Source organism: Thalassospira lohafexi (assembly GCF_002844275.1).
Lineage (GTDB): Bacteria > Pseudomonadota > Alphaproteobacteria > Rhodospirillales > Thalassospiraceae > Thalassospira > Thalassospira lohafexi.
The window spans coordinates 603937-617068 of the sequence record NZ_NXGX01000004.1; the positions used below are offsets into that span (position 1 = coordinate 603937).

10 protein-coding genes are annotated in these 13132 nt (G+C 54.1%); 7 read left to right on the forward strand and 3 right to left on the reverse strand.

Annotation, left to right across the window (positions count from 1 at the left end; translation table 11 throughout):
* The first annotated feature begins 51 nt into the window (after window positions 1-51).
* Together glpK and COO92_RS12550 are read left to right on the forward strand one after the other, a co-directional pair.
* Window positions 52-1548 carry a glycerol kinase GlpK gene (glpK, locus tag COO92_RS12545; protein WP_101302536.1) on the forward strand — a complete coding sequence of 499 codons (1497 nt, stop codon included), beginning with the start codon at window positions 52-54 and terminating at the stop codon, window positions 1546-1548.
* Window positions 1549-1705: 157 nt separating this feature from the next.
* Window positions 1706-2647, forward strand: coding sequence for an AEC family transporter (locus COO92_RS12550; protein WP_101302538.1), 942 nt, complete (start codon window positions 1706-1708; stop codon window positions 2645-2647).
* 5 nt (window positions 2648-2652) lie between these two features.
* Here the strand turns inward: COO92_RS12550 and COO92_RS12555 are convergent, their stop codons facing one another.
* Together COO92_RS12555 and COO92_RS22085 are read right to left on the reverse strand one after the other, a co-directional pair.
* Window positions 2653-4746, reverse strand: coding sequence for a bi-domain-containing oxidoreductase (locus COO92_RS12555; protein WP_165792344.1), 2094 nt, complete (start codon window positions 4744-4746; stop codon window positions 2653-2655).
* Between the two features lie 64 nt (window positions 4747-4810).
* Complete coding sequence (locus COO92_RS22085; RefSeq protein WP_165792345.1) at window positions 4811-5209, reverse strand: hypothetical protein; 399 nt, start codon at window positions 5207-5209, stop codon at window positions 4811-4813.
* A 211-nt stretch (window positions 5210-5420) separates the two neighbouring features.
* Between COO92_RS22085 and COO92_RS12560 the strand changes: the two genes are divergently transcribed.
* From COO92_RS12560 to COO92_RS12580, 5 genes are all read left to right on the forward strand, one after another.
* Window positions 5421-7334 carry a glycosyltransferase gene (locus COO92_RS12560; RefSeq protein ID WP_276307565.1) on the forward strand — a complete coding sequence of 638 codons (1914 nt, stop codon included), beginning with the start codon at window positions 5421-5423 and terminating at the stop codon, window positions 7332-7334.
* Between the two features lie 204 nt (window positions 7335-7538).
* A complete protein-coding gene (locus tag COO92_RS12565) occupies window positions 7539-8435 on the forward strand; it encodes a dihydrodipicolinate synthase family protein (protein WP_101302544.1) in 897 nt (298 codons plus the stop codon).
* A 164-nt stretch (window positions 8436-8599) separates the two neighbouring features.
* Window positions 8600-9883: an NAD(P)/FAD-dependent oxidoreductase gene (locus COO92_RS12570; protein ID WP_101302546.1), complete on the forward strand. Its 1284-nt coding sequence runs from the start codon at window positions 8600-8602 to the stop codon at window positions 9881-9883.
* 12 nt (window positions 9884-9895) lie between these two features.
* Window positions 9896-10897 carry a 4-hydroxyproline epimerase gene (locus tag COO92_RS12575; RefSeq protein ID WP_101302548.1) on the forward strand — a complete coding sequence of 334 codons (1002 nt, stop codon included), beginning with the start codon at window positions 9896-9898 and terminating at the stop codon, window positions 10895-10897.
* A 185-nt stretch (window positions 10898-11082) separates the two neighbouring features.
* Window positions 11083-11751 carry a GntR family transcriptional regulator gene (locus tag COO92_RS12580; RefSeq protein ID WP_101302549.1) on the forward strand — a complete coding sequence of 223 codons (669 nt, stop codon included), beginning with the start codon at window positions 11083-11085 and terminating at the stop codon, window positions 11749-11751.
* Window positions 11752-11800: 49 nt separating this feature from the next.
* On the opposite strand, the gene COO92_RS12585 is transcribed toward COO92_RS12580, so the two are convergent.
* Window positions 11801-12859: a proline racemase family protein gene (locus tag COO92_RS12585; protein ID WP_240626423.1), complete on the reverse strand. Its 1059-nt coding sequence runs from the start codon at window positions 12857-12859 to the stop codon at window positions 11801-11803.
* Window positions 12860-13132 lie beyond the last annotated feature (273 nt).

A 13132-nucleotide genomic window follows, 5' to 3' on the forward strand; every position in this document is an offset into this window, starting at 1 on the left:
CATGCAAGGAGAATACGGTAGGAAAACTGCCGGCTCGGGAGGAAAACAAACATGACCGACACGCGTTATATTCTGGCCATTGATCAGGGAACGACAAGCTCACGGGCGATTGTCTTTGATGAAAGCGGCCATTCCGTTTCTGTCGCACAGCAGGAATTCCCGCAACATTTCCCCAATAATGGCTGGGTAGAACATGACCCGGAAGATTTGTGGGATACGGTGGTCGCCGTCTGTAAAGAAGCGCTTGCGCGGGTTGATATTCAACAGGTCGCCGCCATCGGGATCACCAATCAGCGCGAAACCACCGTGGTCTGGGATCGTAAAACCGGCAAGCCGGTTTATAACGCGATTGTCTGGCAGGACCGACGCACCGCGTCCCTGTGCCATGATTTGAAAAAATCCGATCCAAAACTTGAAGGCGAGGTCAATGCGCGCTCGGGTCTTTTGATTGATCCGTATTTTTCCGCCACCAAGGTTGCGTGGATTCTTGATCATGTATCAGGTGCGCGTGCCCGTGCCGAACAGGGCGATCTGGCCTTTGGCACGGTGGATAGTTTCCTGCTGTGGCGGTTGACCGGCGGGAAATCCCATGCGACCGACGCCACCAATGCGGCACGGACCAATCTTTTTAATATTCGCGAAAACGACTGGGATGATCATTTGTGTGACATCTTCCGCGTACCGCGCAATATGCTGCCTGATGTGCGCGATTGTGCTGCCGATTTTGGCATGGTGGATGCCGATCTGTTTTGCCGTGAAATCCCGGTTCTTGGCATGGCGGGTGATCAGCAGGCCGCCGCATTCGGGCAATGCTGCTTTGAACCGGGCGATATCAAAAGCACCTATGGCACTGGCTGTTTCGTGATCCTCAACACCGGCGATGAGGCGGTGACATCCCAGCATCGTTTGTTGACCACGGTCGGCTATCGCCTGAATGGGAAAACCAGTTACGCCATCGAAGGCGCCATTTTCGTTGCCGGGGCGGCGGTGCAGTGGTTGCGCGATGGTTTGGGCATTATCAAATCGGCGGCTGAGACCGAAGGCTTGGCCAAGTCGCTCGATGGCAATCACGGCGTATATCTGGTGCCGGCCTTTACCGGACTTGGCGCACCCTACTGGGATCCAGATGCACGTGGGGCCATTTTCGGGCTGACGCGTGATACTGGCCCACGTGAGTTTGTTCGCGCCGCGCTTGAAAGTGTCTGTTACCAGACATTTGATCTGTTTGAAGCCATGGCGGCTGATGGTGTTTCACCAAAAGCCGTGCGGGTGGATGGCGGCATGGTCAACAATGACTGGATGTGTCAGATGCTTTCGGACGTTCTGGGCATTGATGTTGAACGCCCTAAAGTCACCGAAACAACGGCCCTTGGGGCGGCATATCTGGCCGGGTTGCAGGCCGGTATTTACCGCGATCTTGATCATATTGCACAAAATTGGCAGATGGATGCCCGGTACACCCCGGCCATTGAGCCACGCCGCCGCGAAGACTTGCTGGCCGGGTGGAAAAATGCGGTCGGTCGGGTGCAAACAGACCAGAACGGCTAATGCGCATGGCTGCCTTGTCCGGCTTTTGTGTCGTAAGGCTGGTAAGTATCCGAAATGCTTTGTACTATTTCTGGACGGTGTCGTTGGCACCGTCCTTTCTTTTTGCGGGGTGGGGCCCGTTCATCATAAGCAGTGCAGTGATAATGCCGGGGGAACTATGCTTGATCTGATCGTCGGAAAAGTCGGACCTGTGTTTCTGACGATCCTTGGTGGGTTTCTTTTGACCCACGTCAAGATTATCTCGCGCGAAGGCATTCCGTTCCTTGCCAAAATTGCGATGAATGTCTTTATCCCGGCCATGCTGTTTCAGACCCTGTCGCAATCAGACATCAGTGCGCATTTCGATTTGCGCCTGTGGGGAAGCTATTATTCCGGTGTGCTTTTGAACTTTGCGCTGGTGTTTATGGCCGCACGTGTCTGGCTTAAAGCCAAAACAGACGAAGCGGCCGTGACGGCGATGGGCGGGGTATTTTCCAACATTGTTCTTCTGGGAATCCCGCTGGTTCAGGCGGTGTACGGCGAAGAAGGATTGGTGCCGCTGTTAATCGTTTTGTCGATCCATCCGCTGACCCTTCTTGGCCTGACGATCCTGATTGTCGAGGGTACACGCGGTGGCGATGGACATTGGCTGCCTAAGGTCGTGCGCAGTGTCGTGCGTGTCATGCGAAACCCGATTATTATTGCGATTGTGATGGGGGTTCTTGCCTCCCTGATTGATCTTCCGATCCCCGAAATGATCAACGGCACGCTGGAACGGTTCCGAACAGCCGGACCGACGATTGCCCTGTTGCTGGTCGGGGCTGGACTTTATGGTCAGTCGGTACGCGGGAATTTAAGTGCAAGTTTGCTGTGCACCGTTGCGAAAATGTTTGTGCAGCCAGTTCTGGTGTTTTCGGTAGCGCATTTTGTTTTCGATCTTCCGCCGCTGTGGCTGACCATCGTGACACTGGTTGCGGCCCTTCCGGCCGGGGCCAATGTTGCGGTTGTGGCGGGCAATTATAACGTCTGTGTCGATCGGTCTTCGACAACGATCCTGATCACAACCATCATCAGCATGCTGACCTTGCCGCTGTTGGTCCTGTATGCCGGGCCACAGTAAGGCCCTTAGGTGTTTGCAGCGGCCAGTATGCGCTCCATCAGGTTGATCTCATCATTCAGTGATGGTGTGTCCGGGCCGGGTAAGCCGTTTTCGACGGCTGTGACAAAGGCATTTATCGCGTTTTTCTGACCCTTGCCACGTGCCCGCCAGTTTCGCATCACGACCTTTCCATTGACCTGCAGTCTGCGCCAATCATGCAGTGTTGCACCAAAATCCTGGGCCGCGATTTCAAGGATTTCCTTGGGCTCATTGCGCGTTGTGTGCAAATAGCTGACCTCGCCCACCGACCCGTCCGAGAACAGTACACGCCAGATGCTATCGCCCCTTTTCCGGTCCCGCCAGTTACAGGCGATGTCACTGATTTTCGCACCGGACAGATAGGTCATAAGATCAATAAAATGGCTGATCTCGCCAATGGCGCGCCCGCCTTGATCGGGGCGGTTCAGCCAATGATCGAGAGATAATGGTTTGAACCGGACCCGGTAGTGAAATTGCTTTGCGTCGCCCGGCAGCAATTTGCGCAATTTCTGGCTCATCGCTGCGTAACGCCGGTTATGGCCAATCATGAAAACCGATTTTTGGTTGGCTGTGCGCGCGCGTAGGCGTTCCAGATCATCGTGTGTGATTGCAATCGGCTTTTCCAGCCAGACATGTTTCCCCGCCGTAAGTGCCGCATCGGCCAACGTCGCATGACTGTCATGGCGGGTGGCGATGATCACGCTGTTAATTTCGAAATTATCCATGATGTCCGTGACGTCGGAACAAGGTTTTGCCGCGCGAAATTTACGTGCCGCAGCCAACGCCGAAAGCCCGCTTTGGGATGCGCAAGCCAGAACATCAATCCGGGTATGTTTACGTAAAAGTGGCAGCAAACTGCCCCCCAGATAATTCCCCGTCCCGATCAACCCGAGTGAAACGGACCTATCCCTAGCAGGCTCATTACAGGGCAAAGAACCTGACGAGGGTGTCAAACGGAAATCGTTTTCATTGTCTTGCACTATCTCACTATGTGCAAAATGCACGACAGTCGCCAGATCATCAGCGTCAGCGCCTCGCGTGAAGTGATCGGCAATTGCATCGAACATAATGTCATGGGTGATCAGGGGCAGGGGATCAAGCCTGCCATCGGCCATCAGATCAAGGGCGGCTTTCATGTACCGGTTCACAGTCCAGCGCACATGTCCTTCGGGGTAGTCCTGACCAGCTTCTTCATAGGCCGGATCATAGCGCCCCGGTCCATAGGATCTCACCTGACGCAGATCGATTTCCTTAACATACAGAATATCGCGTGTGCCATGCGGGGCAACATCCCCGACACAGACAATAGTTCCGCGATCCCGGCACAGCCGTGCGGCGTCATCAATCAGTGTATGGTTGCCCTGTGCCGGGGCACAGATATACACCGTGTCAAATTGATCGCCCGGTGCGTCTTGGGCCGCGTGATATGTGCCGGTCGCACCGATTGTTTTTGCCGTTTTACGGCGTATGAGATTTGGCTCAATGACGGAAGTACGCGCACCTGCGGCCAATGCGGTTTGAGCAACCAATTGACCAATCAGCCCGGCACCCAAAACAGCAATCTGGTCGCCAATCCCGGTTCCCCCTTGTCGGAGGGCATGCAGGGCAAGGGCATACAGGGTAGTAAAAGCGGCCTTTTGGTCGCTGACCTCATCGGGGACAGGGCAGGCGAAGTTTTTGGGCACCACATTCCACTCGGCATGGTTAGCATAATCCATGCCGCCAATGGCAACCCGCTGCTCGCATGCAAGGTCGGCGATGCCATCTGCGACGGCATGCACAACACCCGCGCCGCAGTATCCCATTGGTAACGGCCGACCAAGGCGGTTTTGAACGCGATCAAAAGTTTGGCGCGCGCCATCTGATCGCAATGATTTAAGTGTCAGGGCAACAAGGTCCGGGCGCTGCCATGCCTTGGCCATCAGGGATGCAGTGGTTTGCTTGACTTGGTTAAATTCCGTACCGGGGCTTATGACGGTCGCGGATGTTCGCACCAGAACGGAATGGGGCTTCAATGAGGGTATCGGGCAGTCGGCAAGCATGATCTTCCGTTCACCGGGAAACCGTAACAGGGCTTTCATCACCGTCATGCTGTGCCTTAACGTCAAAAGGTTGAATGTTATTGGACTGATTAAACCACATGCATCATGGTGGCGTCGATCCGTGATTGACGCCGACCCGGCAGCGGTTTAGCAAGACGGCAGACTTCATTTTGGAACCATTCACGATGCAACAACCTGTCCCGGCGCGGCATTGGCGCGATACGATGCTTAGCCTCGCCGCAATCTTGTTTGGCATTTCTGCGCCGCTGTTTTTCTTTGGTCGCGCTGCGCTGGGGGTCGGGCTCGGCTTATCCTTGCTTCTCGCTATCGTATCTGCCGACCATGGTGCTGCATGGCGTAAAATGCGGAATGATTTCATGGGGCCGTTAGGGTTGCTGATTGTAGCCACCTTGATTGTCTTCTTGATTTCAGCAATCGGGTCGGTTGTCCCGTCAAAGTCCATCGAAACGTGGGTTGCAAGATTCTCGATGCTATCAGGCATTTGGTATCTGATGCGATTGATACAGCTTAAAGCACGCATTGCTTGGGATTCATGCATTCTTGCGACGTGGGCTTTGATTATCTTTTGCGTGTTTTCTATAGTGGTTCACCCGGAGTTACTTTCTCTAAAGGCTTTGCGCGAGCCTAATTTTAACTTTGATATTACGCGCCGTCTTAAGCCTGTCGGTAGTTTTCTTATCTTTGGCGCAATGATGCTTGTCGCGGATGCTTTCGACCGAAAAGGTGTCCGGAAATATGTATCTGTCATCGCAGCAATAGCAATTCTACCAATATTGGAGGTTTCTCAAGGGCGGGCTAATGTGGCCGCAATTCTGGCGGCAGGCTGTGCTATGGGCATTTGTTTAGTCTTCTTGATCAAGTCGCGGTTCATTAAAGTTGCTGTTTTTGCAGGGATTGCGGTCGCGATTGTCGGGGTGTTGCTATGGCTCGGTGAGGTTACTGGCAATATGAGTGATCTCAGAGGGTTCGTACCATATTTACCTACATGGCTTGTTGATGTTCATCGTCAAATGATTTGGCAGTTTACCTATAGCCATGTTTTTGATCATCCTTTGATTGGCTATGGAATCAACGCTTCCCCATGGGTTCCGGGTGCAAATGAACTCGCAGGTAGCTCAACCCAATCTGTTTTACCTGGCCACCCTCACAGTTGGTTTATGGAGATCTGGCTTGAGGTTGGGATCATCGGTTTGCTCGTAATGGTTCCAATGGTTGCATGCTGCGCCGTTACGGCTTTCGTCGACGTTTTGCGCAATGGTGGCAAGGTTTCTGCCCTGCCGCTTGCTATGTTGGCAGCCTATTGGTTCGCCGGACTGTTTAACTACTCATTCTGGACGTCGTGGTGGTTTGGTGTGTTCATGCTGGGCATTTCTTTGGCATTCTTGCGGCGAGAGTGGCTGCTTTTAGGAAAACCTGCTCTCGGAGGTCGTCAAACACTGCTTAGACGCAAAACCATGATCGTCTGTGCCGAGGATTGGTCTTTCGTATCCCATCGCATCGGACTTGGTCGTGCGGCCTTGGTGCGTGGGGACGACGTCGTTGTTGCCTGCAATGTGGGTGATGCTGCGGACGCGTTGCGCAGCGAAGGCTTTCGCGTCGTTGATGTACCGATTGCGCGCGGCGGCTTAAGCCCGCTCAAGTCACTTAAAACGGTAAAGTCGCTGGCCTGTCTGATCCGGCGCGAACAGCCCGACGTCATCGTCAATGTCGCGATACAGTGTGTTGTTCTTTCTGCCTTTGCCGGTCTATTGGTGGGGGCAAAGCGATCAGTTAATATGATAACCGGGCTTGGCTTCCTGTTTGTGTCTGGCGGTGTCAATGCCCGCGTTGTTCGACATATTGTGTCGCTGGTTTTGCGGGTGTATGCCCGGTGCCCGTCCATCAACGTGATCGTGCAGAACCGCGATGATCATGCGCTTATGTCTGACCTTGGTTTTCGGGAAAGCCGACTGGCGCTGATCCGTGGGTCAGGGGTGGATATTTCTGCCTTTGCACCGAGAACCACATCATCGGACGGCCCCAAAACTGCGATATTTGTCGCTAGAATGCTGTGGTCAAAGGGGCTTGCTGAGCTGATCGAGGCCGCCCGCATTCTTAAATCGCGCAATCGAACCTATCGTTTCCTTTTGGTCGGTGATGCCGATCCTGCCAATCCTGACAGTGCATCGGAAAGCGATCTGGTGAAATGGCAGCAAGACGGACTGATCGAATGGCTTGGCAAACGAAGCGACATTGCGCACTTGCTGCGTTCTGCTGATCTGGCCGTTTTGCCGTCATGGCGCGAAGGCCTGCCCAAATCATTGTTAGAAGCCGCTTCCTCGGGGCTTGCCATGGTGTCAACCGATGTGCCCGGATGTCGCGAAATTGTCTCCCATCAGGAAAATGGTCTTCTTGTGCCCTTGCGCGATGCAAATGCGCTTGCCGATGCCATCGAAAAACTGATGGAGGATGATGCAACCCGTCATGCTTATGGCGCAGCAGCCCGGGGCCTGGTCGAACGCGAACTCTGTGATCAGGTGATCATTGCCAAAACGCTTGCCTTCGTGACCGGGACGGCACCCGTTGATCACGTCCATGCTGTACGATTTGGACCACAGAAAACGTAAAATGAGATATCTCCTCCGTTGGTGTTGTAGATTTAAAGGCTCCGTTCGCGGGGCCTTTTCTTTTTGGTCAAAAATCTCTTTGCATCCCCGATGTATATTTTGTATACAATATACATGAATTGAACATGCTCTCGTGAATATGGGGGTTGAATGTGTAATGCGCGCGCCAAAACGGGTCGCGCTGTATCAGGAGGTTACTTTCCCATGCAGGTAAACTGGACTGGCGTTTTCCCCGCCGTTGCCACACAGATGAACAAAGACGGCTCAATCGATTTCGACATGACCGCCGAACAGATCGAAGCCCTGATCACCGCGGGCGTCGATGGTCTGGTGATGCTGGGCTCGGTCGGTGAAAACACCGCCCTTGAGCCGGACGAAAAAATTGCCGTCCTCAAACTTGCTGTCGAAGTCACCAAGGGGCGTATTCCGGTTCTGTCCGGTGTTGCTGAAAACTCGACCCAGGCTGCGATCCGTTATGTTCAGGCTTGCGAAGAGCTTGGCGCTGATGGCCTGATGCTGCTGCCGGGCATGGTTTACACCGCTGATCCGCGCGAAAACATCGAACATTTCCGCACCGTTGCGGGCGCTACCAAGCTTCCGATCATGATTTACAACAATCCGGGTGCCTATCGCATCGACATCAAACCAGAAGAATTCAATCAGCTGGCCGATGTTAAAAATCTGGTCGCGATCAAGGAAAGTTCCGGCGATCCGCGCCGTATCACCGACATTTACAATGCCTGTGGTGATCGCTTCGTTCTGTTCTGTGGTATGGACGACCTTGTCATGGAAACGCAGGTGCTTGGCGCTGTTGGCTGGATTTCCGGCTTTACTGATGCCTTCCCAAAAGAATCAGTCGCGCTGTGGAAACTGCTGTCTGAAGGTAAATACAAAGAAGCCCTTCCGATTTACCGCTGGTTCACCCCGGTTCTGCACATGGATGTGCATGCCAAACTGGTTCAGTACATTAAACTGGCACAGGAAATGACCGGTGTGGGCAAGGCGCACGTGCGCGCCCCGCGTCTTCCGCTGGTTGGCAAAGAGCTTGAAACGATCAAGGCGGAAATCCAGAAGGCAATCGATACCCGTCCAAGCCTCTAGGCACGACCTAAAATGCAGCCGGTTGTGGCATCAACCGATTGCATTTCGATTGCGAATGATGAAACAGTAAGCTCCCTCGTGACATCTCGCGGGGGAGTTTCCTGCCATCTTGTCGGCAGTTAAATTCCAGAAACGACACGCACCATATTTGACGAGGCCCCCAAATGCCCCAATCGCCCTCAAAATCCAAAACCCCGAATGCATCTGGTCAAAAGGCCGTCGTGATTGGTGCCGGGATTATCGGCGTGAATGTCGCACTCGCCCTTCAGGATAAGGGTTATGATGTGACCATTCTGGACCGTGGTGAGCCGGGAATGGGGGCGTCCTTTGGCAATGCCGGTGGGATTGCGGTAACCGAATGTGCGCCGATTGCAATGCCCGGAACGCTGATGAACGTGCCCGGTTGGCTGATGGATCCGCTCGGCCCGCTTTCGGTGCGCTGGGGCTATTTGCCAAAGATGTTGCCATGGCTGTTACGTTTCCTGGCTGCAAGCTCCAAATCCCGGGTTGAGCAGATCGCAACCGAACTGGCCGCACTCCTTAACCGCGCATGGGATGACTACGATCCCGTGATTGCCAAGGCTGGCCTTGCCGATGCCGTCTTTAAAAAAGAGGGGGCGATGGCTGTCTATCGCAGCGATGCCTCGCGCCGCAAAGATGATTATGCAAGTGACCTTCGTCGGCGGAACGGCATTAAAATCCGCGATCTTACCCGTGCTGAGGTGCGCGACCTCGAACCCGATCTGGCACCGATCTTTTCATGCGGCGTGATGGAAGAAGACTGGGGCAGAGTGCTTGACCCCTATAAGATCGTGATGGGGCTATATAAATGCTTCCTCGATCAGGGGGGTAAATTTGAAACCGCCGAAGTCACGGACTTTGTCTATCGCGATGGCAAACCACGTGCGGCAATGACCACATCGGGCGACCAGATCACCTTTGACACGGTGGTGGTTGCCTGTGGTGCATGGTCTAAAACGCTCGCCAAACGTCTGGGCTCGCCAGTACCGCTTGATACCGAACGGGGCTATAACACCACGGTGCCTTATCACGATGCCAAACTGTCGCGCATGGTGATTTGTGCCGATGACAGTTTCGTCATGACCCCGATGGAAATGGGCATTCGCGTTGGCGGTGCGGTCGAACTTGGCGGTCTGACTGCGGCTCCCAATTATGATCGGGCCAAGGCACTGTTTGCCAAGGGTAAGGAAGTCCTGCCCAAGCTGAATGGTGATGGCGGCACGGAATGGATGGGCTTTCGTCCATCGATGCCCGATTCAAAACCGGTCATTTCCAAAAGCCCCAATCATCAGAACGTCTTTTTCGCCTTTGGGCACGGGCACCTTGGCCTGACCATGGGGGCAACCACCGGACGTCTGATTTCTGATCTTATGAGTGGGGAAGAAACCCCGATCAACATGACGCCCTATCGTATCAATCGTTTCTAGAAGGCCCCACCCATGGCGAAAGACAGTTTCTTTTGTATTGATGGTCATACCTGCGGCAACCCGGTGCGTCTGGTTGCCGGCGGCGGACCCAAACTTCACGGTGCGACCATGCTTGAAAAGCGGGCGCATTTTCTGGCCGAATATGACTGGATCCGCACCGGCCTGATGTTTGAGCCGCGCGGTCATGACGTGATGTCGGGATCAATCCTCTATGATCCGACGTCCGATGATTATGATGTTGCAGTACTGTTTATTGAAACGTCGGGCTGCCTTCCGATGTGCGGCCATGGCACCATCGGGACGGTGACCATGGCGATTGAAGAAGGCCTGGTGAAGCCCAAAACACCGGGGCGCTTGCGACTTGAAACCCCGGCCGGGCTTGTGATTGCCGAGTATAATCAGGTCGGTGAATACGTCGAATCGGTCAAGCTGACCAACGTGCCGTCGTTCCTGTATAAAACCGATATTGCCGTTGACTGTCCCGATCTTGGTCCGATCACGGTTGATGTGGCCTATGGCGGGAATTTCTATGCGATTGTCGAGCCGCAAGAAAACTACCGGGATGTATCGGATTTCACGGCCGGTGATTTGCAACGCATCAGCCCGGAACTCCGCCGCCGTTTGAATGAGCAAAACGACTTTATCCACCCGCTCTATCCCGACATCAAGGGCCTGTCGCATATCCAATGGACCGGCAAACCGACCCAGCCTGACAGCACGCATCGCAATGCGGTGTTTTACGGTGATAAGGGCATTGATCGGTCGCCCTGTGGCACCGGGTCGTCGGCCCGTCTGGCACAGCTCGTGGCCAAGGGACAATGGGACCCGGCCCATGAGTTGGTCCATGAAAGTATCATTGGATCACAATTCAGGGTCAGCGTGGTCGAGCACACCAAAGTCGGCGCGTATGACGCGGTGGTGCCCGGTATCGAAGGCTGGGCGCGTAAGCACGGGTATAACACGATCTTTATTGATGACCGTGATCCCTACAAACATGGTTTTGTCGTAAACTAACCGACCGAAGGGGGCTTTATGCTCCCTTCGTTGTATTTGCGCGATGGGTCCCTGATTATACAGTATGCAATTGTATTGCGACTTGGCGGGTGCATGGTTATGACTAATCATGGATATGCCAGTCTAACTGGACAGATCGTTACCCCGGATGCCAAGAAACCGGGACCCATTATAAAAGAGCTGAAATGACCGCATCACCGCGATTTACCCGCCGCACCATTACCGATCAGGTTACCGAAGACCTCAGGGCCCGCATTTTATCGGGTGATTTCCCTGCGGGCTTCCAGTTGCGTCAGGATGCGATCGCCGGTGAATATAATGTGTCGCGCATTCCGGTTCGCGAAGCGCTTCAGCGCCTTGACGCCGAAGGATTGGTCTCGTTTCAGCCCCATAAGGGGGCGATTGTCGCCCAGCTGTCGCTTGATGAAATCGAAGAATTGTTTGAAGTCCGCAAATTGCTCGAATGCGAATTGCTCCGTCATGCCATTCCGCGCATGACACCGACGGATTTAAAGTCGGTCGAAGATATCCTGATGGTCTATGACGAAGCTTTCCGGTCTGGCGATGTGTCGAAATGGGGGGAGCTTAACCGCGAATTCCATGACCGGCTGTATCGGGCGTCAAACCGGCCCAAGACGCTTGAAATCATCCGCATGATTGGCAACAACACGGTCCGCTTTGCACAGGCGCAACTCGCCCTTTCGGGGGAAACCGATCGGGCGGAGCGCGAACACCATCAGATTTTCGAAGCCTGTAAAGCCGGCAACGTTGACGAGGCGGTGGGACTTCTGGCCGACCATATTGAAAATTCCGCCAACAGCCTGATGGATTGCCTGCGCAACGCCCGTCAGTAGGGACGGCGAGGCGGTGTTTAAAGACAGCGGTGGCCCAAACCGCCCAGCGTTAGCGCAGCATAAACCCCCGTCCGACATCATCATTGTCTTCAAACCAGAAACTGGCCTTGCCACTATAATGGGCCAACCCCTTGACCGAGGCGATGACAGCCGCGTGCGGCCCGCAGGTGGTTGTGCTGGTGACCGCCCCCTCAAAACCCGATCCGACAATGCTTTCGAACCGGCGCGACTGGCCGGTTTGGATCAGGCCCTTGCCGTGTTGAATGGCAAGTCGGGCACTGACACCCGATCCGGTCGGGCTGCGGTCAACCTGACTGTCGGCAAACACACATATATTGCGCGTCGGTGTGTCGCCAAACGTGTCTTTGCCATCGGTTAAGATCGCGCCATACAAAAACGCCAGATCATCATGATCGGGGTGGGAAAGCGGGATGGCTTTCCTCACCGCCAAACATACTTTCTCAGCAAGCTGCGTCAGCTTGTTTGTGACCGATGAGCTGATCGGCAGGCCAAATTGCCCGGAATCAAGAATGGCGTAAAACGCACCGCCATACCCGATGTCGGTTTTAAAGCTGCGTCCATCTTCCAAGGTCAGGGCAAGATCTCGGGCAAACATAAAGGAGGGCACGGATGAAAACCGCACCTTGCGGCTTTGTCCGTTGGTGACTTCGACCTCGGTCCGAACCATGCCACACGGGCATTCGATATTCACGTGCGTGACCGGCTCGACCACTTTGACCAGGCCATAATCAACCGCATAGCGGCCAAGGGCGATGATCGCGTGCCCGCACATGGTCGAATAGCCTTCATTATGAATGAACAGCACGGCCATATCTGCATCCGGCAGGCTCGGTTCAACCAGTATCGCACCATACATGTCGGCATGCCCGCGCGGTTCAAACATCAAAAAACGGCGCAAATGATCAAGATGGTCGCGGGCATAACGCCGCTTGGCCAGAATGTCGTCGCCCGGAATGGCGGGGTATCCCGATGTGATAATCCGCAACGGCTCGCCGCCGGTATGCATATCAATCACCTCAATCGGAGTACTTTGGCCGGGCAGGGCGTTTGACTGGAGCGAATCAGTGTTGTTTTTGCTGTGGGGCATGGGGCCTCATGATGGAATTTTGGGTATTTTTGATCTGTTTTGATCTTTTGGCGTAACCTGATTCTCAACATTTAACGGTGTTGCGCGAACATCTTAGCCCTTTAAACGCCCAAAAGAATATGGTTACAATCGGGTTGGGACAAAACTTCTTAAGATGACCCCTCTTGCGGGTCATAAAAGTGAAACCTATATGTGTCTTCGCGCAAAAATTTTGCGTAAGGGCATTTCTGTCCCTTTTTTACAAAAAGGTGTTTGACAGTTTAAGGGGGTGGG